This is a genomic window from Paraburkholderia sp. (assembly GCF_049581445.1).
Lineage (GTDB): Bacteria > Pseudomonadota > Gammaproteobacteria > Burkholderiales > Burkholderiaceae > Paraburkholderia.
Genome location: NZ_JBAURZ010000199.1, coordinates 24,130 through 47,155 on the forward strand (window position 1 = coordinate 24,130; position 23,026 = coordinate 47,155).

A 23,026-nucleotide genomic window follows, 5' to 3' on the forward strand; every position below is an offset into this window, starting at 1 on the left:
GTTCCTATGCCACCGTGCGAATCATGCCTGGACCTGCATGGGCTTCCTTCCTATGCTGGATTGCGCCAGGGGCTGGCGCTGTTGGGCATCGGCGAGCTCAGCGGGGTACCGGCCGTCGAGCACTACCGGTGCGTCGCCTGCGGGACCTCGTTCTCCCGTGTACTGCTTGGAGAGGGCTGCGATTGCGTCTGGCGCTGCCTTGGCTGCCCTCCGGTCACAAGTTAGTGATGTCCACTTCCGTGACGGCTTCCTGAACGTCATCCGGGACCAGAGCCTCTATATGCTTGAAGAAGAGCGCCACGATCCCACGCGTGGGCACGCTCGCTGAAAGCGTCGCTATCTTGACCGGAGCGAACCATCTGCACTTGGCGATTTCATTGCTGGGCAGCGCAACGGCGTGCTCCTCGGTGTCCGCAAAGAACACATGGTGCTGCGTATCGAAGCCGTTGAACTGGAAGAGGTACATGAGGTTATCGGCGACAAGTGTCGTTTCTTCTTCCAGTTCGCGACGCGCGGCTTCATGAGGCGCTTCACCACGAGCAATCCTTCCGCCGGGAAGCGACCATCGGGATCGTTCTCTTGCGACAAGCAGAATGCGGTTGTCGCGCACGCATAGCACGGTTGCTCGGTCTTTCATCCTCTGCCTGCCTGATCTCATAAGCGTGATGCAGCCCGGTGCCGATAGGACGCCGGATAGCGAATATCGGCGTAGTGTAAGGTGGCCGAAAATACTGCGGGTGATCGCATCGCATCGCGACGGATCTGCTTGGAGGGCGTTTTTACCGGCCGCTGCGAGATGCTTCTCTTCGCCTCTTATGCAGCCTATTGCGCCGATGTGACAGAAACCTACGTCCGCTGAGATAGACCGCGTATCACCAGTTCCTGAAATCCCGTCCCCGAATCGAACTCGCGAGCGAAGCGATGCTCGGGAAGCAACGCGAGCAGCAACTCCGCTGTCGTGCGCACGATGCAGCCGGCCGCCACATGTCCACCGAAGACGTGGCCGCGCGAATCCGCAACGGACATATGCAAATGCGCACCATCGGGAGATATCGAGCCCGCGAGCGTCAGTATCTCCAGATCGTCCCGCAACTCGGTCGCATCGTCCGCTCCGGCGAAGCGCAACTGCGCGACGCTCAGGCTGCCAATGCCTTGCAGCACGAACGCAGCCTGTAACCCGAGCTGACGCAATGTGTCCTGAAGGGTGATGCGCAGATCGTCCCCAGGGGACAGGCGCAGAGGATGGGCTTGCATCGCAGGATTCCGGATGGAGTGGTGCGGATAGACTAGGACGGATCGACGATGGCCGCAATCGCATCGATATTCACCCAGGCACGCCAACACATGGCGTGGCGTTTAATGGCCCGGCTCGACGCGCCGGATGGGGAAAACGAACATGGCCGTCAGCAGGCCGAGCGCACCACCAAGCAGGGTTTCCCATGCGCGTGCGGTGAGCAGCGGAATCGAATGCACACCGCTAACTGCCAGCGTGATGATCAACGTGAAGGCAAAGGCTCCGCAGGCGATGTCATAGCGCTCTGGCAACGCCATCGCATAGACGATCATCGCGAGGGCGGCGGCGGCCCAGATCAGCAGAGGCATATGCGCGGCGAGCGGCAGACAGGCCAGGCCAAGCGGAACGCCGACCAGGGTGCCGAAAATCCGCCGACGCACTCGCTGTATCGTTCCGCTCGCCGAGCCTGCGACGACATACGTGCAAGCGGTGATCGCCCAGGCTGATTCCAGCAGGCCAACCCGATTGTTCAATACAACGATGATTAGCGCTCCCGTCGCGGCCTGTAGCCCCATGCAAAATTCCGGGGACCATCGCTGGTGCCCAGGGGCGGGACCGGCAGAGAGCGCGGCGAGCGATACCGGGCGTTCAGCGGGTCCGCTCAGCACGCGCGGCACGATTGAAGACAACGCAGCGATGGCCGCGGCAATTGCAATGGCCCGCAAATCGGAAAGCCCGAGATGGGCTCCATAAGCGAGCAGCTCGCCGATATAGATTTGCGAGCCAATGCCGGCGCCCAGCACGCCGAAGCGCTTCAGATACCCGACCAGAAACGCGCCGCTTACCAGCGTCAGTTCCGGCCCCGCGTGGCCGGCAATCTGCAATGGACCGGAAACCACGACAAAGAAAGCTGCGCCTAGCGCGGCGGCAATACACAGAAGCAGGAGGTCACGGCTCGACTCGGCACGCGTGGTGTTGGCCTCGGAGACGCTGGCCCAAAGTGCGAAGCTCGCGGCAAGTGTGCCGAGCGAGACGCTGCTCGGCACACTGTGCGCGATATCTTGCAGCGTCCCGAGCGCAGCGGCGATGCCGTACGCAGTGACGAGCCGCAAGCCCTTGACCCGGCGATGGGTACCGGGGTCGACCCGCTCCAGCCACTCGAACGTTGCCCTGACAGGTCGCTCAAGACAACGGCGAATCGAGCCGGCGTAAACCGATGAGGCTTGTCTGCGCGCACCGGCTTGCGGGTCGTCGTTCATGGTTGGCACTGTTTGCTGGACGGGAAGCCGGTGCAGGTAGTGACCGGCATGACAGGTCTATTCTAGGTGATTCTCGTGCAGTCCTGATCAATGGGCGTGATGCAATGGGATGGGCGGTGCGGCATGTGCCCGGTTCAGCCGATACCCGGCGATCAGACCGATGTCATAGGCACTTTCCAAAGCGCGGACAATACTTTCCGCGCAAACGACAACCGGTGCATCTGGTGCCTGGCCCGAGAGGGAAAACGTCTCGACGCCGAAACATTCGCGCGCGATCTCCCTTAACGTAACCAAACGTTCATCACGTGACATCTTCGTATTCATGGTTGTCTCCAAAGAGTTGATCGCACCCATTCATCAGGGAGCCGGGTTCAGTTTCAGGATCACGCTGTCGTCCATATCCGACGGGTAAAGCGACCGGCCGTACCAGGCAAGCTGGTTCATATCGCTAGCCAATCAATCTTTCCAGCGGTAAGATTCTGATTCGTCGCGGCGCGCGGGTCAATATATCTTTCCATTGTAAAAATTAATGAGATATCCGTTCCCATTGGCCGAGGCGCTCAGGTGCGGCGAGTGGATACGTTGGTGAGGGTGCGTTGCTTAGGCGCGCCAATCATGCGGGGCGCCAGCGGAATATAAGGTGAACGGGTGATGGTCCGTTTCGAGGATGCTCATGCGGCGCTCAAGATCGGCGAAATCGATCGACGAGGCCAGATAGGCTTCACGTTCCTGTTCTTCGGTGACGACGAACAGCGCACTAAATTTCTTCGCAAGGTTGGCAAACATGATGGACTCCAGTCGTTGTGGCGGCGCTTGACGGAGTAAGGCTCCGACTCTCGTCGCGATGGTTGCGGCGTGCGGTTTAGCCAGTCTTTACATCACGGTGCCGCTCGTCGATGGAGCGAATAGTAGGCAGGAAGAATGAGGCGAAAATTAGGCGGTAGGCAGGGTAGAAAAAGGTCCGTCAGTAGGTCCTGATACCTGGAACGGGCTCCTAATTCTTCGCTCACTTTGTCGCGCCATCATGCAGTCATGCGACGACATCAACCGACGGGCGTCGAACGATCAGGAGAGCAGGACATGAAAGTTATTCGCCAACTTGTGGTGGCTGCGGCGCTCGGCGTTGGACTGGTGAGTTGTGCCGAGGCACATGTTTCTTTCGGCGTGAGCGTGGGAATCGCGCCGGTGTTTCCGGTTGTGCAGGCGGTGCCGGTCTACGCACCACCGCCTGTCTACTACGCACCGCCGCCAGCACCCGTATATCCCCCGCCTGTCGCGGTGGGTTACTACGCGCCACCGCCGGCGTATCCGCCCTATTACGGTGGCTGGAACTACGGATATGGCTACTGGCGTCGTTGATGCGCCGCACAGAATCGACATCGAACGTAGCGGGCAGGCGGACTGCCCAAAACAGAACATCACAGTCGCCGCTGCGCCATGCAGCGGCGACTTTTTTCGGATCAGATCATCATGAATGCCCCGCATATCCAGTCGAGTACACCTTCTCAACTGACGTCGAGCCAGACCTCAAGCCACGCGTCCTCGTCCAGCAAAGAAAGCTGGCAGGCCACGTGGCTGCGTCGCGCAATTCCGTTGATCATGGCGTTCCACTTTGGATCGAGCCGCCGCGCGGCGCCTGATGTGCATACCCTGCGCGTGCGCGCGCATCGATACACGTGGCCTGGCCGGTTCGCCGCACGGCTGCGTTATCCGCGACTGCGCCGGCACGCAGACTGCGAACTCAAGGGCGAGTGGATTCGTCCTGAGGAAGCAGCGGCCGCGCATACCGAGACGGTAGTGCTGTATCTGCATGGCGGCGCGTACTACTTCGGCTCGCCTGCGACGCATCGCGCGGTGACATGCGAACTGGCGCGCGCGTCGGGGTCTGCCGTATTTGCACTGGACTACAGCCTCGCACCCGAGCACCCGTTTCCGACGGCGCTGCAGGAGACCCTGCATGCGTATCGGACGTTGCGCGCTCGGCGTATCGCGCCCGGCTCGATTGTATTGGCAGGCGATTCTGCCGGAGCGGGTCTTGCGCTGGCGGCGCTGGTCGCGCTGCGCGATGCGGGCGAAGCGCTGCCTGCCGGCGCGGTATTGCTGTCGCCGTGGGCGGATCTGACGACGATCTGGCGTGCGAAGCATAACGTCGTGTCGATGAATCGCACGGCTATGGAAGTGGCCGCGAACATGTATCTGCGCAATGTGCGGCCGTTCGAAACGCTGGCTTCTCCTGCGCGTGCGAGGTTGCATGGACTGCCGCCCATTCATATCCAGACCAGCAGTACGGAAGGATTGTGTGTCGATGCGCGCGAACTTGCCGCTAAACTGCAGCGTGCAGGCAATGCCGTGGAATACGCCGAATGGAATGCCATGCCGCATGCCTGGCATTGCTTCACACCCTTCATCCCGGAGGCGCGCGAGGCTTTGCGGCAGGCTTCGGCGTTTATCCGGGGTTGTTGGTTAACCCTTGGCCGGTCTGATCGGCCCGATCACAAAACCAATATTTGACATGCCTACGGGATGCCATTCATGCTTCACGAATTGACCAAAACGGTCTTGCTGATCGTTGCTTCGCTCTTTCCGATCATCAATCCACCGGCGACGGCTTTTATCATTCTGAGTCTCGTGCCGCATGCCACGCCCGCCGAGCGCGCGGAAATGGCGCGTCGCATAGCGATCAACAGCCTGGTGATTTTGCTGGCGTCGCTTTCCGTGGGCGCGTATTTGCTGTCGTTTCTCGGGATTTCGATTCCCGTGCTGCGGGTGGCAGGCGGAATCGTGATTGCCGTTGCTGGCTGGAATCTGCTGCAGTCGTCGGCGGACGACAGTGCCGAGGCAGGCCCGGACGCGATCGCCAATCGCAATGATTCGTGGCGCACCAAGATCTTTTATCCGTTGACCTTACCCGTGACGGTTGGGCCGGGTGCGATCTCGGTTGCCATTGCACTCGGCACAGGTTCTCCGCGTGAGGGCTTGCAGCCGGTTCATTTCATCGGGGTGGGCGTGGCGTTGGCGGTGTTGTGCGTCAGCATCTATGTTTGCGTACGTTTTGCCGGACACGTCGCGAGGTTGCTGGGTGCGTCGGGCACGCAGGTCGCGATGCGGCTGTTCGCCTTCGCGATCTTTTGCATCGGCGTACAGATTTTGTGGCTGGGGCTGTCGGAACTGCTCAACTCGTTGCATCCGCATTGATTGGAAGCGCGGCACCGGTTGCGCCGCTTTTTATGCTCGACTCGTTGCTCTGTGATTGCTCCGCGTTTGCTCATGCTGCGGCGAACGCTGCGGGCTTTGTCGGCATGGTGCATGAAGGTGTCATTACGAGCACGGGAACCGCGCTGTAGCGCGTGACGTCTTTTTGCACGTTTGGAGCGTAAAAGCGCAACCAGCTGGGGCTGCTGCTGCCGAGCATGATGAGATCGGCGCCAAGCTCACTTGCAGCGTTGGCGATGACGCGCCCAATCGTGGCGCTGCAAAGCGGTGCGGTCCACATTTGCGCCTCGCCGTCGCAAGCCGCTTCTTCGAAGGCACGGTTGCACTGTTCGATCATCGAACGGCCGTGTGTTTCGAAAGCGCTGAGGGCCGCGCTGATGTCCAGATCGGCCATCAACGTCAGATGCGGCACCGTGTCGACCACGTGCAGAGCGGTAAGCCGCGCGCCGCAGTCACGGGACAGGTTGATCGCGGATTTCAAAGTGTTGAAGTCCGAGTCGCTGCCGACAGCGACGAGAATATGCTTGTACATGATATAGCTCCATTAGTCTGCTGTTGAGCGCCCGTTGCGGTGAACGCGCGCTCAAGGAATGTGTTGCGTGTGAATCTGACGATCGCGGCGGCGGCTGCTTCAGACGCCGGCAACCATCGCGAGCATCAGATAGGGCATGAGTTCTTCATAGGTCGCAGGCCGCTCGTCACCCGATGCGTCGTTTTCCTGCGTCGTGTCTGCGGAAAAGGACTGAATAGCGATCTGGTTCACTGCAGGCTGCGCCGAGGTGGCATTCGAGAGAGCGTGACGGTTGAAAAAGGGGAACATAATTGGGCATCCTTTTCGATCGGTTTGGGCGAGTTGCTAAATCGCATGACCTATATTCGCCGATGAAAATGAGCTAAAAATGAGCGTGAAGCCGTACCGGATGCTTGAGCGCGTCGGACGTTTCCGGTGGACGTAAAGCCTTCTCCTCCCTCGGCCGTTGAATGCCAGGTATGTCTTTTTGCGAAGTCACATGAAACATTCACTGAGAAACAACCTCGTTATTGCATTGAGCATCCTGGTCATCGCCGCCGCGATCGCGCAAGGCATCAGTTCGTACCAGTTGTGCCGCGCGGGGATGAGCGCGCTGCTCGATCTGCGGCTCGAACAGGTTGCCGTGCGCATGCACAACGGCTTCGCGGATTCCATTCCGGCGACTCCCGAACGGGGCTCGCAGCCCTCGCGCGATATCGTGATCACGATCCACAGGCCCGGATCCGAGGTGCCGTTGCGTTCCACGGACCCGTCGCTGCGATTGCCTGAGGACGCGGATGCGGGTTTGAGTTCGGAACAGGTGAACGGTGAGAGATGGCGCATCTATACGCTGCGTGATCCAGGCACCCTGATCCAGGTGGCCCAACGTTCCTCGGTGCGCGACCAGCTGGAGCGGGAAACGGCGTTGAGCACCTTGTGGCCGATGCTAGTTTTGCTGCCGCTGGTGCTGGGTGCGGTGCTATTGATCGTGTATAGGTCTCTGCGCAAGATGAACCAGCTCGGCATGGAGGCGCAGGGGGTCGATGCGTCGCACCTCAAGCCTTTGCCGGTGGCGGGTGTGCCGACCGAGTTGTTGCCGTTCGTCGGTTCGATCAACCGGATGATTGAGCGTCTCGCGCAATCCATTGAAGCGGAACGCAAGTTCATTGCCGACGCCGCGCATGAACTGCGCACGCCGCTCACCGCGTTGCAATTGCAGGCGGACAACCTCCAACCGCATATCGTGGCAGGCAACCAGGAGCGCTTTAAGGAGTTGCGCAGCGGTATCGCAAGAAGTGGCGCATTGATTACTCAATTGCTGCGGCTCGCGCGTGCCGATGCGCCTTTGGTGAGCGATACGGTCGAAGCGACGGATGTATCGAAGATCGTCGTTGATGCGGTCTCCGATGTATTACCGATTGCCGCGGCTCGTGGAATTGATATTGGCGCCGAAGAGATGTCCACGGACAAGGTTGCCGCGCCGGCTGCCGATGTCGCCGTCGCGGTGAAAAATCTCGTCAGCAACGCTGTGCGCTATACGCCAGATGGTGGCACGATCGATCTTTGCGCGCGCACGCAAGGCAATATGCTATGGGTTGAAGTGAGGGACACCGGACCCGGCATTGCGCCAGAACTGTTGCCGCGCGTATTCGACCGCTTTTTCCGGGCCAATCTCGATGTGGAGGGCACCGGCCTTGGCCTGTCTATTGTTAAGGCCATCACCGGGAAATACGGCGGTGAAGCGGTGATTCGCAATCGCAGCGATGGCCGCTCGGGGATCGTGGCGGCGGTGAGTTTTCCACTGGCTGAAGCGCCGGCCGCGAAATCGCCTCGGGTTGCGCAGAAGCAGAACGGCGGTGTCGCGGAAGCGGAACGGGCGGTGGCGCCCCACCACTTGCATGGGAGAGATGCATGAGAGTCCTATTGGTCGAAGACGATCTTCAGATCGGTCAAAGTCTGATGCGCGCGCTCAAAGATGCGAGCTATAGCGTGGACTGGGTACGCGACGGCGTCGCCGGCCGTGAAGCGATGGACGCGGTGGACTATACGGTCGTGCTGCTCGATATTGGCTTACCGGGCATGTCGGGAATCGACTTGCTGCGCTCGGCGCGAGCTAGTGGGAATGTCGCGCCGGTGCTGATCCTCACTGCGCGCGACGATCTCGATTCGCGCATCGAGGGCCTCGACATTGGCGCGGACGACTATCTGCTCAAACCGTTCGAAGTGGGCGAACTGCTGGCCCGGATCCGCGCGGTGCTGCGGCGCAAGGCGGGGTACGCGGTGTCGCGGCTCGGCGACGACACCATCTGTCTCGACCTCGACCAGCGCACACTCAAGTTCGGCGACAAGGTTGGCGTGCTCTCCGCCCGTGAATTTGCACTGATGCATGCGCTGCTGGAGCATCCCGGGACGATCTTTTCGCGTGCCCAGATCGAGGACAAGCTATACGGCTGGGGCAAGGAAGTGGAAAGCAACGCGGTGGACGTGATGATCCACTCCGTGCGCAAGAAATTCGGCCAGGGCGTGATCCGCAACGTGCGGGGTTTGGGCTGGACAGTGATACTGGGCGCCGCGCGCCAGGAACCATCAACGGACGAATAAACACATCACCCTAAGAAAATGCGCGAATTGGCCGATAACCTTGGTATGGCCACCGATCTCCTGTTGCACGCCGAAACCGGCACGGTGGAATGGAAGGATGAATGTGTGGTGGTCCGGACGCCGGATTCGCCTGACTATTTTTTCGGCAACATGCTGATGTTGCGTGGGCGGCCCTCGACGGAGGACCTGCCAAGGCTGGAGAGCGACTTCGCGCAATGGGTCGGGATTCCGCCCCGGATTGCCCATCGCACATTCGCATGGATCGAGAGCGCGGACGGCGAGGTGAATCTCGACGGTTTTGTCGAGCGAGGTTATGACGCCACGGTGTGTCGGGTACTGGCTGCACGTTACTGCGATATCCGTCCGGTTGCGACCAACGCATCGGTCGAGGTTAGCCCGTTCGCGACGCAGCAGGATTGGGACGATTGGACCTGGATGCAACTCTCCGACATGCCCGATCCGGCGGACCCGACGTCGCAGCGGTATCTTGCGCATCAGCAGCGCGCTTATCGGGCGCTGATTGCGAGGGGCCTGGGGAACTGGTGGGGTGCGTTTATCGACGGCGAGCAGGTAGGGAGCCTTGGCTTGTTTTTTCCTGGTGGTATGGGGCGTTTCCAGTCGGTTATCACCGGGGAAAAGCATCGCAACAGAAATGTATGCAAGACGTTGTTGAGCGAGGTGATCAGTCGCACGGCGGGTCTTGCGGAGCGGCTCGTGATGGTGGCCGACGAGACCTACCATGCGGGCAAGATTTACGAGTCATTGGGGTTCATGCAACAAGGGCGCGTCGCAAGCTTGTGCCAGGAGCCGCCTACGGGCAGATGCACAATCGACAGTGATGGAGAATGCGAAACATGATGGAACAGAGCGTACTGTCTGAAACCAAGCGGTGGTTCAAGGATCTGCTCAAGGCAGGCGAGGCCGCTATCGAGGCTGCTGAAAATTGTCCCGTGGACGACGATCCGGAAAACTTTGTGGCGAGGCTGGTGATGTCGCAGCGCGATCTGGTGCGCGGCGACGTCAAGAAGTTTCGCGCGAAGGTAGCGTTGATCGAGTCGCGCGAGCAGATTAAACAGGTCGCCAAGAAATTCACGGTGACGTTTGATCACCGGTATTGGAAGCCGGGTACGTTTGCGTATCCGATGCACGTTTTTTTCGACCCGGCTCACCGGTTCTCGACGGAACAGGTGCAGCAGATTCAGGCGTTGAATATCGGCGACACGATTGATCTTATGGATGGGCGAGTGATCAAGCGGGCGGAGTAAATGGCGACGCGCCGGCGAAAGTGTCACGAGAACCGTATGGCGAAGTAATTCAGAGGGGCGGCGTGTTTGCGGTGGGGCAGCGGGTACCGTTCGGCACAAATTGTGCTGAGTGACCGTACGGGGCAATCAACCCCGGACTGAACGACCTCGTTGCTGCGTACGAAGACTTCTGGAAGGAATCGCCGCCATGAAAATCATCAAGCACACGGTTCTGCGCATTGCACTCTCGGCACTCCCGGCGCTCTCTGTCTTTGTGCTCGCACCCACCCTGGCACGCGCCGACGATGCGCCTTCGCCATGCGGGGCGCTCAAACGCATCGTTGCAGCCGCGCCGGACGGTTTTACAGGGCTGAGTCCCGCGGACGTGAACGGCGTCGCGCAACCCTACGGCGACGACGCGCAATGCAACGCCAGCTACGATAGCTATCAATGCCTCTGGACGCCACATCACGACGCGGGTTCGAGCGCCGATGCATTGCAGTCGGTCGCAGCGGATATCGCTTCGTGTTTGCCCGCTGCCACGCACGACCAGAATTCACCAGCCCGGCAGCATTTCTATCTCGGCCCGCGCGATAAGCGCACGCAGATCACTGCGACGACGGCGGGGCCGAACAAGCTGAAGTTGGTGGTATCGGGGAAGTGATCGCGTGCGGTGGTTCGAACGCGGGCGAGGCACCGCGCGTGGCACGAAGTAGCATGCGTCGCCGAATTGAAGCAGCGCGCCAGATTGACTTTGGATCAATGGCTTGGCGCGCTTGCCCTGCGGTTATCCACAGGCTTGCCAACAATTTCTGTGGGTAACTTTCACGCGAACCTCAAGCGTCACTCCGGCAACACCGCCACCGACGCCTCACTCGTCAGCATCAGGAACGTCAGCGTCTCCTGCAGATACAGACGCACCACCTGGTCGGTATGGCTCAGGTACCCGATCGACAGATCCTGTCCAATGTGCAGATCGAAATCGCCGCCGCGCGTGGATAGCACGCTGCCGCCGTCAATGGCCGGAGCCCAGATGATCTCGCCATTCACCAGCCGCTTGATGTGTTCCTGCACCGGGTAACCCTTATCGGTCGCCTCGCTGAGAGCCGTATAAGCGTCGGCGCCCAGCAGGACCGAATACGGCCCGTCGACGCCGGCAAGCCGCAGTTGCTCGAGTGCCTTGGCGATCACCGCGGGATAATCGGCGACATCGGCCGGCAAGCTCAGCGTCGGGTTCGACGATCCTTCGCGGATACCCACAATGGCCGCCGCCTTGTAACCATCGAAAATCGCCCGGTCTTCGGCGTAGGCCAATTGCTGCGCAGCCTCTTTGGCCGGTTGCCAGTCCGAGTCTTCCGCGCCGCGTTCCACGTCGTCGATTGCTTCGCGCGTCAGTTCGAACGGCACGCGCAGTTCCACGAGCATCTTCGCTTCACGCTGACGCGCCTCTACGCCGGCCTGCGGCGCAGCGATGGTGATCTGATGGCCGGTTCCCACTGCGGCCTGGCTGGCGCCGCCAGGACCTTGCAGATCGACCACGCGCCGCCCGGCCACCGAGCGCTTGAAAGTCCGCGCGACTTCTTCCTCGATCTCGGACCATGCGGCCGCGGATATGGGGGCGAGTTCGCGATGCAGGTTATTCATACTGAGATGCTCCTTTGAGAGAGCCGATATTCAGCGAGCCTTCGCTGAGCGGCGCGGCAGAGGGTTGGGCTTCGGTAGAGGGACTGTCGGCGTGTTCGCCGGCTGACGGATCGCGATCCGCCAGTGCTTCGAGCAACGGCTCGGACGGCACGAAGAACAGGCCGCCCGTGACCGCACGGCTGAAGTCGAGCAGGCGGTCGTAATTGCCAGGCGGGCGGCCCACAAACATGTTTTCCAGCATCTGCTCGATGGGCGCAGGCGAGCGCGCATAGCCGATGAAGTAGGTACCAAATTCCCCGGACCCCGGCCGCCCGAACGGCATGTTGTCGCGCAGGATTTTGACTTCCTCGCCGTTTTCCTCGAGCGTGGTGAGGGAACTGTGCGAGCAGGTGGGTTTGACGGCTTCGTCAAGTTCGATATCGGCGAGTTTGGTACGACCGATGATACGTTCCTGCGTTTCCACGGTCAGCGCATTCCAGCCCTTCATGTCATGCAGATACTTTTGCACGAGGACATAGCTGCCGCCGGCAAACTCGGGGTCTTCTTCGCCGATGACGGTGAAGGCGACGGCTTCGTTGCCAGTCGGATTTTCGGTGCCGTCCACAAAGCCGACGATGCTGCGTTGATCGAAATAGCGAAAGCCGTGTACCTCGTCAACGGTGGTGACAGCCGCGCTAATCCGGCTCATCAACTGGCTGGCTAGTTCAAAGCACAGATCCATGAAGTCGGCACGGATGTGCAGCAGGATATCGCCCGGCGTTCCGATGGCGTGCCGTTCGCCGGAACCGAATTCGCGGAACGGGTGCAAGCCGGCCGGGCGAGGCTCGCCGAATAACGCATCCCACGCGTTCGAACTGAACCCGCAGACGCACGACAGACCGCCGGCCGGTTGGCGCTTGCCGACCGCCCTGACCAGCGCGGCGACATCCGCACACCACGCGCGAACCGTGTCGTGGCTCGCGGGGTCCGGGTTGAGCGTGGCGACGATGAAGATCGCGCTACGTTTCACTTGCACGGAGACGGCCTGTGGATTGGGGGTGACTGCGGCGGGGATGGGGGTGTCGGACATCGCTGGAGAGCCTGAGGGCTGGGCACGGGGTCACTGGGAAATGCATATATAACCCAAAGCGGCGGAGAACGCCACGTAGGCGAGAGAGAGAGCCGAGCCGCGGACGATGGGTGCCGCAGAGCCTGTTGAGGGCGGGTGTCGGGGCCGTAGGGCTATCGCGAGGGCATGGTCAAGGCATCGCGCTCTACGAACTCGCGGAATTGCCGCACCGGGGGGGCTATGCTGGCCCCAGGGCGGTGCTCACAGCACGAGCGTTTGCGTGCGATGCAGAGCGCATCGCACGCAGCGAACCGGCTAGGCGCTTTTCGCTCTGAGCGTCCAGTTCAACCGCTTGTGCATGCTGGCGTTCGGCTGGGCCAGGCGCTCGGCAAGCTGGGCGAGTGCGCCGTCCAGTTGCGCCAGGGTTTGGGCTTGACTCGCCTTCGCTGCGGCGTTTGCCGGGCCAAACCGCGCTTCGATTCGTCCGTTTTTCACGAGTGGCGTGGTAGTAGCGCCTTGATAACGCTCAAGCAACGTATCGAGTCGCAAGAGAATTGACGCGGTATGACGCTCGCTCACTTCTGTCATTGCCGTGTCACGATCGTGGTGCTCGGCGCCGGTTGGGTGGGTCTCGCGGCTCAGCACGCGTATCCAATGCAGACAACTGAGCAATGACCCCGATGCGAGTTCGACGTCCGGATTCCACACGAATACGCGTTGCGTTTGCAGAGGACGCAGCGCTACGCGCAGTTCATGCCAGCTCCGATCCAACTCGCGCATTGCCGTCGTGGTTTGCGCCGCGTCCACCCCGCCTGTCGTCGATGCCGTATCAACGCTCGCCGTCGCGGTGCTGAGTACGACCGCTTGCCTGAGCGCCGCGAGCACCGCGCCAAGGCGTGCTTCGATGTGCCGGGTGGCCGCGAGCGGCATCATCAGGAAGGCCACTGCGAACGAGACGACGCAGCCCACCAGTACTTCCTCGATGCGCAATTCGACCAGTGGCCCGATCGCGAAGCCGAGTTGACCGTACACCAACCCCACCAGCACGGTGATGAAGAACACCCCGCGCGCATACGAATTCAGAATGTAGTAAGCCCAGCCGAATACGCATACCACCATGGCTACGATCATCGGCAGCGCGGTTTGGTGCAGCGATGCCACCAGGGCCATGCTGGCAAGCGCCCCGCCAAGCGTGCCCACGAGCCGCTGGGCGCCGCGATAGACGGTATCGGCGCGGGACCGCGTGCCGAGAAACACCACGAAGGTGGTGATCACCGCCCAGAACCAGCGCTCGGGTGACAGCGAGTGGCCGATCAGCATGGCGAGCAGGGCTGCGGTCGTCGCGCGGGCGGCTGGGAGCCAGCAGAGTTTCGCCCGCAATTCGTCAAGCCATACGGTTGGCGTCTTGCGGTTGGGGCTGACCGTCAGCGCTTGCGCGATGCAACGCGGGCGTCCCGCATTTCTCAGGCGCGCGACGGCGTCCTTCAACAATTCTGGTTGCGGCGTTCCGGTTGCCGCGCCGAACGTACTTTGGCCTGCCGCGACCTCCAGTTCGACGAGTCGTTCTCGAAGCGCCTCAGCGTTAGGTGGATTTAGCAACGCAAGCTGTTCCTCTAGCGCGAGCGCGGCCTCATTCAGTTCGGAGAGGCGCGCGGTCAGCGTCATGTCCGGCGCGGCGCCCCGGCGAGTCGCGTCCAGCATGCGTTCGGCTCGCAGCGTAACGGTGTGGATTGCCAACTGCAGGGTTCGCTTCGGATGCATTGGCACGAGGATGCGGCCAGCGAGCGCTACCGACAGTGGCCCGATAGCTGACAACGCAAGCATCTGTACGACTTCGACGAATGAAGGATGCAGGTACAGGCCCAGGTAAAACGTCACCACGCCAAACAGGGCACAGCCAAGCGCGCGCGGGCCGCAGGCCTGACATAGCGCGCCCACGAACATGACCAGCAGAAAGCCGGCGTCGCCCGCGAGCGGGTAGCGGCTCAACGCGGCGGCCACGGCAAAGCATGCGCAGGCGCACAGATACAGGCAGAAAAGGGTGAAGAACCACGCGCCGCGGCGTGCATCGCGCACAAACAGCGGGGCGATCATGCTGAACAGGACGCCGAGGGCGGCGAGGGTGACCGGCAGATGGTGAGTGACCGTCCAGGTGATGCTGACGATGCCGCTCAGGAGACAGGCCAATGCGACGCGCAACGCGATCTGGAGGCGTACGAGTCCCGGGTCCGCAGCCAGCAGGCGGCCGGCGACGCGCGAAAACGCGGCAGCAATCATGATCGATGATATCCAGGCTAAAAAGTCGAACCGGCTTTTGGCCGACTGCGACAGGGTGGGCGCGAGGCCCGCCTTCCATACATGCCAATTCGGGCTTTTAGCCGGGATCACCGGCCAAAAGCCCGTTTGACAACGGACAACGACCCCAAGCATGACCACATCGGCCGCGCGACGGGTGTCGCCGGAGCGGTGGCATATTCGGGTTTTCCCGAATCATATATGGACAAAATTAACGGTGTCTACCTTGGACGGCGGAAATTTACACGCCGCGAAGGGCCGCGGACTTCCCCGCGTCCGCCTTCGGGCGAATGCTCGCCGGTTTCTTCGTAAGTTTTGAAAAGACACGACAGCGGCTCATTTGGCTTCTAGATATTTTTCTAAAACAATATGCAATCCTAATGATGAATTGGCATGAAGAAGTGATTAAAGAGACATCAATTCAACTTCGCTTTTGTACGCATGGAATGCATCTCGCCGCCTGCGCGCGAAAGAACCTTCTGTATCAATACAAGAGCGTAGAAACCCCAACGTCGCCGCGTTTTGACGAGGTCAATGCTGAAAATTGGCTTGCTCCAGGTTGGCATTTCACAACGCTTTTGCATTGCGTCATGCGTGTCGATGGACGCCCCGCTGTCGGCGTGCAAGCATCCGGTCCGTTGCGTGTGGATACCCGCAACTGCCCATGGCCCATTACTCGACGGCAACGGCAGTTTTTAAAACTAATCGTTTGATTACTGGTTATCAGTGACTCTGGAGATCTCATGAAAAAGCAAGCTATTGCACTCGCTGTTTCGGCGGCATTTACCGCACCTGTATTTGCACAAAGCAGCGTCACGCTTTACGGCGTGATCGACCAGGGCATCGACTACACGAACAACGCTGGTGGTGGCCACGTGTACGAAATGGCGAGCGGCTATGCGCAGGGCAGCCGCTGGGGCCTGAAGGGATCGGAAGATCTGGGCGGTGGCATGAAGGCGATCTTCCAGCTGGAAAACGGCTTTAACGCGAGCAACGGCGCACTGGCTGAAGGTGGTCGCCTGTTCGGCCGTCAGGCATACGTGGGCTTGAGCGACGACAAGTACGGCACGATCACATTCGGTCGTCAGTACGACTCAGTGGTGGACTACCTTGCGCAGACCACGGCTAACGGTAACTGGGCTGGCTATCTGTTCGCGCACCCGTACGACAACGACAACACGGACAACTCGTTCCGTCTCGACAACGCTATCAAGTACGCGAGCCCGTCGATCGCTGGCTTCCAGTTCGGCGGCGCGTATGCGTTCAGCAACGACACGAACTTCGCGAACAACCGCGCATACAGCTTCGGCGCGCAGTACGCGAATGGCGGGCTGCTGGTCGCCGCAGCTTACTTGCAGGCGGACAATCCGGGCGCAGGTTCGGCAGGTGCGATCACCGCCAACGACGCCAGCTTTATCGCGGAACGCATGCGCGTGTTCGGCGCGGGCATCAATTACACGTTCGGTTCGGCTACGGCTGGCTTCGCGTATACCAACTCGAACTACAAGAACCCGACGGGCAATGGCTACATCGGCAGTACGCCGCTCGTCGCAGCGGGTGCGACGCTCAATACGCTGAAGTATCAGAACTTCGAAGTGAATGGCAAGTATCAGTTCACGCCGGCGTTCTACGTGGGCGCGCAGTATGTGTACACGATGGAGAACTACGACGCGTCAACGGGTGGGGTTAAGCCGAAGATTCATTCAGTTGGCCTGATGGCGGACTACAACCTCTCCAAGCGCACCGACGTCTACGTTCAGGGCACCTATCAGAAGGTGGCCGGCGACCAGACCAACTCGATCCTTGACGACGCGTTCACGCCGGGTACCGATGCACCGTCCACGACCTCCAGTCAGGTGGTTGTGCGCGTCGCGCTGCGTCACCAGTTTTAAGAACCACGCGGCATCACGTGACGTGGTGTACGCGTGACGTTGATGTCTTTATAGGCCCATCGTGTCTCGCGAGATGCTCGATGGGCTTTTTTTTGTTTGTGTTTCGCGCGATACAGCGGATCACAACGCATCACAACGCATCACAACGCATCATGAAAGATCACCCCAAGCGTATGCCGTTTTCCAGAACGTAAACGGCTCACGCCATGGCGCAGATTGACACGGTAGCTGCCGCGTGTGCCTTGCACTGGACGGTGATGGACCGCGAACACCACTGCGTCTCCCTTACCAAGCGGGACCACCTCAGCGCGTGATTGCATGCGCGGCCGTTGCTCAGTCATGACAAACTCGCCGCCGGTGAAGTCGCACCCTGGCTCGGATAGCAGGATCGCGAGTTGCAGGGGAAACACGTGCTCGCCATACAGATCCTGATGCAGGCAGTTGTAGTCGTCTTGCCCGTATTGGAGCAGCAGCGGCGTGGGCCGCAACTGACCCGCGTCGTGACAACGCTGGATGAAAGCGGCGTGCTCGGCAGGATAACGCGCGTCGATTCGCATGATTTCGTTCCAGCGGTTCGCGAGCGGCACGAGATGCGGATAGACCGAGGTGCGCAACGCGCCAACCAGATCGGGCAGCGGATAGTTGAAGTATCGGTATTCGCCACGGCCAAAACCGTGGCGCGCCATGACGACGCGGCTGCGATAGAGCGCGTCGTGCGCATAGCCAGCGGCGAGCGCGTCGCATTCCTGCGAGGTCAAGAGACCGGGAAGCATTGCATTGCCGTACTGATCCAGACTCTCTTCAACGGCGCGCCAGTCGACGGTATCGACCCGCTGGTTCACGGTTGACCCGGACGCGCTGGCTGGAATGGCTTTCATGTCTGTTACATGCGCGCTGTGAGGGGCGTGCGTCACTACAGTGTTCATTGACCACTCCGAAGAAGGCTTCAATGGTTCCAATGTAAGACGAGAGGCCGTCTGGAGCACTCCGGGTCTTGCTCTCCAATTCGACGGAACTCTGCTTCTCGGGGCCAATCTCGAACTTGTGGGGCGGGCGTCTTAGGCAAAGCCAAACCCCCGCTGCAGAAATGCAAACTTCGCGAAACCCACTTCAAGGTTCATAGTAAGGCCCTATCAAGCCTACCGGAGATCCGCGCATGTCCACTGTTTCCCAGAACCTCGATACCTGGCTCGACAAGCAGGAGGTGGTCAAAGACGACATCACGGTGTATCCGCTGAAGGCAATGACCGCGACGCTCGACCAGACCGACGCAGGCAACGTCGTTCCACCGCTGTGGCACTGGCTGTATTTTCTGCCGGTCTCGCCACTGTCCGAAGCCGGTCCCGATGGCCATCCGAAGCGCGGCGGTTTTCTGCCGCCGGTGCCGTTGCCGCGTCGCATGTGGGCGGGCGGGCGTCTTACGTTTCACGAGCCGCTGAAAGTCGGCGAGCGCGCCGTGCGGACTTCCACGATTGCGAATATCGAGGACAAGACCGGTCGCTCCGGGCGCCTGGTGTTCGTCACAGTGCAGTACGACATTGAAGTGGCGGGGGAGTTGAGGATCGAGGAGGAGCAAGACATCGTCTATCGCGATGCGGCGCAACCCGGCGCTGCCGCGCCGAAAGCCGCGCTCGCGCCAGAAGGCGAAACGTGGCGGCGCACCATCGATGCCGACCCCGTGATGCTGTTCCGCTACTCCGCGCTGACTTTTAACAGCCATCGCATCCATTACGACTTTCCGTATGCGACCGAAGTCGAAGGCTATCCGGGGCTGATCGTGCACGGGCCGCTGATTGCGACGCTGCTCGTTGACCTCGTACGGCGCGAACTGCCCAACGCCACGCTGCAAAGCTTCGCGTTCAAGGCGCTGCGGCCCACCTTCGCAAACCAGCCGTTCATGGTCTGCGGCAAACCCGCGGACGACGGCAAGACGCTCGACCTGTGGGCCAAAGACCACGAGGGCTATCTGACGATGCGCGCCACTGCCGCGATGGCCTGAGCGCCTGCGCGGCGCCGGAATCACACCCGTTCCGAGCGTAAGCTGAACACCTGAGAGCGCGCGCCGGAGCCCGAGCGGAGGAGCGGCTTCTGGGTGGGCGATCTATGATGGTTGTGGCGTTTAAGCGCGCTTCGGCGCCGGCAGTTATCGGTTTTTTTCCAATAAGAAACTCGAATGCCCAAGCTTTAGCCTGATCGGCGCTCGCGCCCGAACCGCTCAAGACTCCATGCCTGCTTGATGCTATGCCCGCCAAGCCCTCTGTTTATAGGCCGCCGAGCCCCGCCAGGCGTGCCGCGGCGATTGCGCTTGCCGCCGCAAAACCCCGCGTGTATAGTTTCCGAACTTACTCTTGTTTCGCATTGGAAAAACAGGGATTTCTCTTATGAACGCATCAACCATCCTCGCCGATCTCGGCATCGCCCAGGCGGCGCAAGCCGGCGACATCGCGGTTCATTCGCCCATCACCGGCGAACTTATCGGCCGTGTGGCCAGCAACACGCCGGCGGATGTCGACGCGGCCCTCGCCAGTGCGAAGCAGGCTTTCAGCGTATGGCGCGATGTGCCTGCGCCGCGTCGTGGCGAACTGGTGCGCCTGCTTGGCAACCGTCTGCGCGAGAAGAAACAGGCGCTGGGCAGCCTCGTCACCCTCGAAACCGGCAAGATCCTTCAGGAAGGCCTGGGCGAAGTCCAGGAAATGATCGATATCTGCGACTTCGCGGTCGGCTTGTCGCGTCAGTTGTACGGTCTCACGATTGCCTCGGAACGCCCCGGGCACCGGATGGCGGAATCGTGGCATCCCATGGGTACCTGCGTGGTGATCTCTGCATTCAACTTTCCGGTGGCTGTGTGGTCATGGAATGCGGCGCTGGCGCTGGTGTGCGGCAATGCGGTGATCTGGAAGCCGTCGGAAAAGACGCCGCTTACCGCACTCGCAGTCAATCAGATCCTCAATGACGTACTCAAGGAATTCGGCGACGCCCCGGCCGGCCTCACTGCGCTGATCAACGGTGGCCGTGAGGTGGGCGCGAAACTCGTCGCCGATCCGCGTGCGTCGATCGTCAGCGCGACCGGCAGCACGGAAATGGGCCGTACGGTGGGCGTCGAAGTGGCGAAGCGCTTTGGCCGCTCGCTGCTCGAACTCGGCGGCAACAACGCGGGCATCGTCGCGCAAAGCGCCGACCGGGAACTCGCCCTGCGCGGCATCCTGTTCTCCGCGGTGGGCACGGCGGGTCAACGCTGCACGTCGCTGCGGCGTCTGTTCGTGCACGATAGCGTGTACGAACAGACCGTCGAGCGTCTGAAGCAGCTTTACAGCAAGGTGCCAATCGGCAACCCGCTCGAAAAGGGCACCCTGATGGGCCCGCTGATCGACAAGCAAGCGTACGCACGCATGCAGGAATCGCTGCAGCAGGCAGCGGCTGAAGGCGGCAAGGTATTCGGCGGCGAGCGCATCGAAGTGAAGGGTTACGAGGGTGGTCACTACGTGCGCCCGGCGCTGGTGGAAATGCCGTCGCAAACGTCGGTGGTGCTGAAGGAAACTTTCGCGCCGATTCTCTACGTGCTGCGCTACAAGGACTTTGCGGACGCAGTGGACGCCAACAACGCCGCCGTGCATGGCCTGTCGTCCTGTGTGTTTACGAATGATCTGCGTGAAGCCGAGCGCTTCCTTTCGGCGGCCGGCAGTGATTGCGGGATCGCCAACGTGAACATCGGACCGAGCGGCGCGGAGATTGGCGGCGCGTTCGGCGGCGAGAAGGAAACCGGCGGCGGCCGCGAGTCAGGCTCGGATGCATGGAAGGCCTACATGCGCCGCGCGACCAATACGGTCAACTACTCGTCGGCGTTGCCGCTCGCGCAAGGTATCGACTTCAATATCGATTGAAGCAGGCGGAACGCGTTTCGCCCGGATTCTTCAACCGGTGAAGCGCGTTTGCCAGGCAGGAACCGGCGGTGTCATGCAGTGCGATCCACGCGCTCGGCGCCGCTTTGCACATGGTCTGGGCAGTACCCCTCAACCTCTCTGTTCGTCCGGTTGCAGCCTCGAAGCGTCCGGCGCTTGCGTTCCGTGGAGTGAATTATGAGTGCCCTCAACCCTGTCGCTTCGCGTCAGGCCCCCCGAGGGGATCAGGACAGCCCGGCAATCTCCCGGCGTTCTCCTGGGAGTTCGAAAGTCGTGATCGTCGGAGGCGGCGTGATCGGCAGTTCCATCGCGTATTTCCTGCGTGCTTCGGATCCAACCGTCAGCGTCACCGTGATCGAACGCGATCCGACCTACGCACGCTCGTCGTCGGCGTTGTCGGCCGCATCCATTCGGCAGCAATTCTCCACTCCGCTGTCGATCCAGATGTCGCTCTTCGGTATCGAGTTTCTGCGTTCGATCGGCGAGCGCTTGCAGATTGACGGCGTGAAGCCTTCGATCGATCTGCACGAAGGTGGGTATCTGTTTCTCGCTACCCCCGCGGGTGAATCGACGTTGCGGGAGAATCACGCGCTACAAACACGCCTCGGCGCCGACATCAGCTTGCTCGACCGGGCAGCGTTGCAGACGCGCTTTCCCTGGCTCAATACTGAAGACCTCGTTGCCGGCGCGTACGGTGAAAGCGGCGAGGGCTGGTTCGACGGATATGGCCTTGTACAGGCGCTGCGCAAGAAGGCACAGGCGCTCGGCGCACGCTACGTCGCCGATGACGTGACGGCGCTGCATCGCGACGGCGCGCGCGTTACCGAGGTCGTGACGGCGAGTGGCGGAACTTACCCGTGCGACGTGGTGGTCAACGCGGCCGGTGCGTGGTCGCGCAAGGTGGCGGAGATGGTGGGCATCGACATTCCTGTGTTCGCTCGGCGTCGCAGTATTTTCAATGTCAGCTCGCCGGCGCAACTCGAGCGCTGCCCGCTGTTGATTGATCCGACCGGCGTGTATTTTCGTCCGGAAGGCAAATCGTTTATCTGCGGCACCTCGCCGGATGCGAACAACGATCCGGACGACCTGCCGCTCGACGAAGTCGATCACGCACTCTTCGACGAGGTGATCTGGCCGACGCTCGCGCATCGCGTGCCGCAGTTTGAGGCGCTGCGCGTGCAGAACTGCTGGTCCGGATACTACGAATACAACGTCCTCGATCAGAACGCGATTATTGGCCACCATCCCGATGTCGATAACTGCATCTTCGCCAATGGCTTTAGCGGTCATGGCTTGCAACAGGGTCCGGCCACCGGGTGTGGTGTGAGCGAACTGATCCTGCATGGACGATATACCTCGCTGGATCTATCGTCGCTCAGCTTTGAGCGCGTGCTGGAGAACCGGCCAATCGTGGAAAAGAATGTGGTGTAAGCGGCGCGAGCGCCCTTGCATCGCCCCTCATCCGTTCACGTCCCTGAAAGACGGATGCAGTAAGTTGAGCCCGGTCCAGTACCGGGCTTTTTTCTGCCTGCTATTCCCGCGCGGGTGAGGGGCGGCTGATCGCCTCGCAGTTGATGGGTTGCCGCGATGGCCAAGTTCGGTCATGGACAGCCGCAAATTGGTTACTATTGGCACTTCCGGTTGGGCACTTCCAGGCGCGCCGCACTGTCACACCAACCGTATTGGAGCCGCGCGGCCTGTAACGCCTTCAGGACGACATCTGCTGGAAATGATGTCGCACCACGCGAGCGGTTATATTGGAACGGTGGCTGCCACGGACGCGGTCCGGCGTTCAGGGCAGGAACTTTTGACGGGGGCACGATGACTACCGCTTCTGGATGGATTCACGAATCGCAGGAAGAGGCGCCGGAATCGCTGCGCACGCTGATCAAATATCTCGAACTCTCGCTTGACAAGGGCAAGGCCGTAGTTCTGATGCGGCATGAGGCGGGTGATTTTTCCGTGTCTCTGGGGAACCCGGCGGATGAGGAGAATCCTTTGACGCGTCAGGGAAGCGTGACTGGCGCGGTGGCCAACGAAATACTTGCATACACGCAGCCTGGTGCGAACCTGATCACAAGTGGCGAGCAGACGTACCGGTTTTTTCGCAGCTTCGCGCAAGTGGGTGAAGCGGGCGCAGTGGTGTTCGCTCCGGCGTAGGTTGCGGCTAAGTGAGGGAGTGGGTT

25 protein-coding genes are annotated in these 23,026 nt (G+C 61.0%); 14 read left to right on the plus strand and 11 right to left on the minus strand.

Annotated features, from left to right (window positions below; genetic code table 11):
• Positions 1-214: 214 nt before the first annotated feature.
• From WCA85_RS17430 to WCA85_RS17450, 5 genes are all read right to left on the minus strand, one after another.
• Complete coding sequence (locus WCA85_RS17430) at positions 215-658, minus strand: NUDIX hydrolase (protein WP_424065941.1); 444 nt, start codon at positions 656-658, stop codon at positions 215-217.
• A 188-nt stretch (positions 659-846) separates the two neighbouring features.
• Positions 847-1,254, minus strand: a complete 408-nt coding sequence (locus WCA85_RS17435; protein ID WP_424065943.1) for a PPC domain-containing DNA-binding protein — start codon at positions 1,252-1,254, stop codon at positions 847-849.
• Positions 1,255-1,356: 102 nt separating this feature from the next.
• The gene (locus WCA85_RS17440) at positions 1,357-2,493 is read right to left on the minus strand and encodes an FUSC family protein (RefSeq protein ID WP_424065944.1); all 1,137 of its coding nucleotides are present in this window, start codon (positions 2,491-2,493) and stop codon (positions 1,357-1,359) included.
• Positions 2,494-2,580: 87 nt separating this feature from the next.
• Complete coding sequence (locus WCA85_RS17445) at positions 2,581-2,817, minus strand: hypothetical protein (RefSeq protein ID WP_424065945.1); 237 nt, start codon at positions 2,815-2,817, stop codon at positions 2,581-2,583.
• 276 nt (positions 2,818-3,093) lie between these two features.
• On the minus strand, positions 3,094-3,279 hold the full coding sequence (locus tag WCA85_RS17450) for a DUF3563 family protein (protein WP_424065946.1): 186 nt from the start codon (positions 3,277-3,279) through the stop codon (positions 3,094-3,096).
• 294 nt (positions 3,280-3,573) lie between these two features.
• Between WCA85_RS17450 and WCA85_RS17455 the strand changes: the two genes are divergently transcribed.
• The 3 genes from WCA85_RS17455 to WCA85_RS17465 all read left to right on the plus strand — a co-directional run bounded on the left by WCA85_RS17455 (position 3,574) and on the right by WCA85_RS17465 (position 5,688).
• Positions 3,574-3,852, plus strand: a complete 279-nt coding sequence (locus WCA85_RS17455) for a hypothetical protein (protein ID WP_424065948.1) — start codon at positions 3,574-3,576, stop codon at positions 3,850-3,852.
• 111 nt (positions 3,853-3,963) lie between these two features.
• A complete protein-coding gene (locus WCA85_RS17460; RefSeq protein WP_424065950.1) occupies positions 3,964-5,004 on the plus strand; it encodes an alpha/beta hydrolase in 1,041 nt (346 codons plus the stop codon).
• 21 nt (positions 5,005-5,025) lie between these two features.
• The gene (locus WCA85_RS17465) at positions 5,026-5,688 is read left to right on the plus strand and encodes a MarC family protein (protein WP_424065952.1); all 663 of its coding nucleotides are present in this window, start codon (positions 5,026-5,028) and stop codon (positions 5,686-5,688) included.
• 70 nt (positions 5,689-5,758) lie between these two features.
• Here the strand turns inward: WCA85_RS17465 and WCA85_RS17470 are convergent, their stop codons facing one another.
• Positions 5,759-6,238 carry a universal stress protein gene (locus WCA85_RS17470; protein WP_424065953.1) on the minus strand — a complete coding sequence of 160 codons (480 nt, stop codon included), beginning with the start codon at positions 6,236-6,238 and terminating at the stop codon, positions 5,759-5,761.
• Between the two features lie 99 nt (positions 6,239-6,337).
• The gene (locus WCA85_RS17475) at positions 6,338-6,526 is read right to left on the minus strand and encodes a hypothetical protein (protein WP_424065955.1); all 189 of its coding nucleotides are present in this window, start codon (positions 6,524-6,526) and stop codon (positions 6,338-6,340) included.
• 190 nt (positions 6,527-6,716) lie between these two features.
• Here WCA85_RS17475 and WCA85_RS17480 point away from each other — a divergent pair, with 190 nt between their 5' ends.
• The 5 genes from WCA85_RS17480 to WCA85_RS17500 all read left to right on the plus strand — a co-directional run bounded on the left by WCA85_RS17480 (position 6,717) and on the right by WCA85_RS17500 (position 10,726).
• Positions 6,717-8,132 carry a sensor histidine kinase gene (locus WCA85_RS17480; RefSeq protein WP_424065957.1) on the plus strand — a complete coding sequence of 472 codons (1,416 nt, stop codon included), beginning with the start codon at positions 6,717-6,719 and terminating at the stop codon, positions 8,130-8,132.
• Positions 8,129-8,818 carry a response regulator transcription factor gene (locus WCA85_RS17485; RefSeq protein ID WP_424065959.1) on the plus strand — a complete coding sequence of 230 codons (690 nt, stop codon included), beginning with the start codon at positions 8,129-8,131 and terminating at the stop codon, positions 8,816-8,818. Before WCA85_RS17480 ends, WCA85_RS17485 begins: the two co-directional genes overlap by 4 nt.
• A 45-nt stretch (positions 8,819-8,863) precedes the next feature.
• The gene (locus tag WCA85_RS17490) at positions 8,864-9,676 is read left to right on the plus strand and encodes a GNAT family N-acetyltransferase (protein ID WP_424065961.1); all 813 of its coding nucleotides are present in this window, start codon (positions 8,864-8,866) and stop codon (positions 9,674-9,676) included.
• Complete coding sequence (locus tag WCA85_RS17495) at positions 9,673-10,083, plus strand: hypothetical protein (RefSeq protein WP_424065963.1); 411 nt, start codon at positions 9,673-9,675, stop codon at positions 10,081-10,083. The genes WCA85_RS17490 and WCA85_RS17495 overlap by 4 nt, the downstream gene beginning before the upstream one ends.
• A gap of 187 nt (positions 10,084-10,270) precedes the next feature.
• The gene (locus WCA85_RS17500; RefSeq protein WP_424065965.1) at positions 10,271-10,726 is read left to right on the plus strand and encodes a hypothetical protein; all 456 of its coding nucleotides are present in this window, start codon (positions 10,271-10,273) and stop codon (positions 10,724-10,726) included.
• Positions 10,727-10,905: 179 nt separating this feature from the next.
• On the opposite strand, the gene WCA85_RS17505 is transcribed toward WCA85_RS17500, so the two are convergent.
• The 3 genes from WCA85_RS17505 to WCA85_RS17515 form a co-directional block, all read right to left on the minus strand.
• On the minus strand, positions 10,906-11,706 hold the full coding sequence (locus tag WCA85_RS17505) for a family 1 encapsulin nanocompartment shell protein (RefSeq protein WP_424065967.1): 801 nt from the start codon (positions 11,704-11,706) through the stop codon (positions 10,906-10,908).
• The gene (locus WCA85_RS17510; protein WP_424065969.1) at positions 11,699-12,775 is read right to left on the minus strand and encodes a Dyp-type peroxidase; all 1,077 of its coding nucleotides are present in this window, start codon (positions 12,773-12,775) and stop codon (positions 11,699-11,701) included. Before WCA85_RS17510 ends, WCA85_RS17505 begins: the two co-directional genes overlap by 8 nt.
• 294 nt (positions 12,776-13,069) lie before the next feature.
• Positions 13,070-15,031, minus strand: coding sequence for an FUSC family protein (locus WCA85_RS17515; RefSeq protein WP_424065970.1), 1,962 nt, complete (start codon positions 15,029-15,031; stop codon positions 13,070-13,072).
• Positions 15,032-15,339: 308 nt separating this feature from the next.
• Between WCA85_RS17515 and WCA85_RS17520 the strand changes: the two genes are divergently transcribed.
• Entirely contained in the window at positions 15,340-15,762 is a 423-nt protein-coding gene (locus WCA85_RS17520; protein WP_424065972.1) for a hypothetical protein, read from the plus strand.
• A 30-nt stretch (positions 15,763-15,792) separates the two neighbouring features.
• On the plus strand, positions 15,793-16,941 hold the full coding sequence (locus WCA85_RS17525) for a porin (RefSeq protein ID WP_424065974.1): 1,149 nt from the start codon (positions 15,793-15,795) through the stop codon (positions 16,939-16,941).
• A gap of 140 nt (positions 16,942-17,081) precedes the next feature.
• On the opposite strand, the gene WCA85_RS17530 is transcribed toward WCA85_RS17525, so the two are convergent.
• Complete coding sequence (locus WCA85_RS17530) at positions 17,082-17,819, minus strand: 2OG-Fe(II) oxygenase (RefSeq protein ID WP_424066124.1); 738 nt, start codon at positions 17,817-17,819, stop codon at positions 17,082-17,084.
• A 278-nt stretch (positions 17,820-18,097) separates the two neighbouring features.
• Between WCA85_RS17530 and WCA85_RS17535 the strand changes: the two genes are divergently transcribed.
• From WCA85_RS17535 to WCA85_RS17550, 4 genes are all read left to right on the plus strand, one after another.
• On the plus strand, positions 18,098-18,940 hold the full coding sequence (locus WCA85_RS17535; protein WP_424065976.1) for an FAS1-like dehydratase domain-containing protein: 843 nt from the start codon (positions 18,098-18,100) through the stop codon (positions 18,938-18,940).
• 382 nt (positions 18,941-19,322) lie between these two features.
• Complete coding sequence (locus WCA85_RS17540; protein WP_424065978.1) at positions 19,323-20,822, plus strand: aldehyde dehydrogenase family protein; 1,500 nt, start codon at positions 19,323-19,325, stop codon at positions 20,820-20,822.
• 291 nt (positions 20,823-21,113) lie between these two features.
• Positions 21,114-22,271, plus strand: a complete 1,158-nt coding sequence (locus tag WCA85_RS17545; RefSeq protein ID WP_424066125.1) for an NAD(P)/FAD-dependent oxidoreductase — start codon at positions 21,114-21,116, stop codon at positions 22,269-22,271.
• A 390-nt stretch (positions 22,272-22,661) separates the two neighbouring features.
• The gene (locus WCA85_RS17550; RefSeq protein ID WP_424065979.1) at positions 22,662-23,000 is read left to right on the plus strand and encodes a hypothetical protein; all 339 of its coding nucleotides are present in this window, start codon (positions 22,662-22,664) and stop codon (positions 22,998-23,000) included.
• The last annotated feature ends 26 nt before the right edge of the window (positions 23,001-23,026 follow it).

Bases quoted from the DNA above. Each gene is read 5' to 3' on its own strand.
- WCA85_RS17430 (WP_424065941.1), bottom strand. From the start codon at position 658: ATGAGATCAGGCAGGCAGAGGATGAAAGACCGAGCAACCGTGCTATGC.
- WCA85_RS17435 (WP_424065943.1), bottom strand. From the start codon at position 1,254: ATGCAAGCCCATCCTCTGCGCCTGTCCCCTGGGGACGATCTGCGCATC.
- WCA85_RS17440 (WP_424065944.1), bottom strand. From the start codon at position 2,493: ATGAACGACGACCCGCAAGCCGGTGCGCGCAGACAAGCCTCATCGGTT.
- WCA85_RS17445 (WP_424065945.1), bottom strand. From the start codon at position 2,817: ATGAATACGAAGATGTCACGTGATGAACGTTTGGTTACGTTAAGGGAG.
- WCA85_RS17450 (WP_424065946.1), bottom strand. From the start codon at position 3,279: ATGTTTGCCAACCTTGCGAAGAAATTTAGTGCGCTGTTCGTCGTCACC.
- WCA85_RS17455 (WP_424065948.1), top strand. From the start codon at position 3,574: ATGAAAGTTATTCGCCAACTTGTGGTGGCTGCGGCGCTCGGCGTTGGA.
- WCA85_RS17460 (WP_424065950.1), top strand. From the start codon at position 3,964: ATGAATGCCCCGCATATCCAGTCGAGTACACCTTCTCAACTGACGTCG.
- WCA85_RS17465 (WP_424065952.1), top strand. From the start codon at position 5,026: ATGCTTCACGAATTGACCAAAACGGTCTTGCTGATCGTTGCTTCGCTC.
- WCA85_RS17470 (WP_424065953.1), bottom strand. From the start codon at position 6,238: ATGTACAAGCATATTCTCGTCGCTGTCGGCAGCGACTCGGACTTCAAC.
- WCA85_RS17475 (WP_424065955.1), bottom strand. From the start codon at position 6,526: ATGTTCCCCTTTTTCAACCGTCACGCTCTCTCGAATGCCACCTCGGCG.
- WCA85_RS17480 (WP_424065957.1), top strand. From the start codon at position 6,717: ATGAAACATTCACTGAGAAACAACCTCGTTATTGCATTGAGCATCCTG.
- WCA85_RS17485 (WP_424065959.1), top strand. From the start codon at position 8,129: ATGAGAGTCCTATTGGTCGAAGACGATCTTCAGATCGGTCAAAGTCTG.
- WCA85_RS17490 (WP_424065961.1), top strand. From the start codon at position 8,864: ATGGCCACCGATCTCCTGTTGCACGCCGAAACCGGCACGGTGGAATGG.
- WCA85_RS17495 (WP_424065963.1), top strand. From the start codon at position 9,673: ATGATGGAACAGAGCGTACTGTCTGAAACCAAGCGGTGGTTCAAGGAT.
- WCA85_RS17500 (WP_424065965.1), top strand. From the start codon at position 10,271: ATGAAAATCATCAAGCACACGGTTCTGCGCATTGCACTCTCGGCACTC.
- WCA85_RS17505 (WP_424065967.1), bottom strand. From the start codon at position 11,706: ATGAATAACCTGCATCGCGAACTCGCCCCCATATCCGCGGCCGCATGG.
- WCA85_RS17510 (WP_424065969.1), bottom strand. From the start codon at position 12,775: ATGTCCGACACCCCCATCCCCGCCGCAGTCACCCCCAATCCACAGGCC.
- WCA85_RS17515 (WP_424065970.1), bottom strand. From the start codon at position 15,031: ATGATTGCTGCCGCGTTTTCGCGCGTCGCCGGCCGCCTGCTGGCTGCG.
- WCA85_RS17520 (WP_424065972.1), top strand. From the start codon at position 15,340: ATGCTCGCCGGTTTCTTCGTAAGTTTTGAAAAGACACGACAGCGGCTC.
- WCA85_RS17525 (WP_424065974.1), top strand. From the start codon at position 15,793: ATGAAAAAGCAAGCTATTGCACTCGCTGTTTCGGCGGCATTTACCGCA.
- WCA85_RS17530 (WP_424066124.1), bottom strand. From the start codon at position 17,819: ATGAAAGCCATTCCAGCCAGCGCGTCCGGGTCAACCGTGAACCAGCGG.
- WCA85_RS17535 (WP_424065976.1), top strand. From the start codon at position 18,098: ATGTCCACTGTTTCCCAGAACCTCGATACCTGGCTCGACAAGCAGGAG.
- WCA85_RS17540 (WP_424065978.1), top strand. From the start codon at position 19,323: ATGAACGCATCAACCATCCTCGCCGATCTCGGCATCGCCCAGGCGGCG.
- WCA85_RS17550 (WP_424065979.1), top strand. From the start codon at position 22,662: ATGACTACCGCTTCTGGATGGATTCACGAATCGCAGGAAGAGGCGCCG.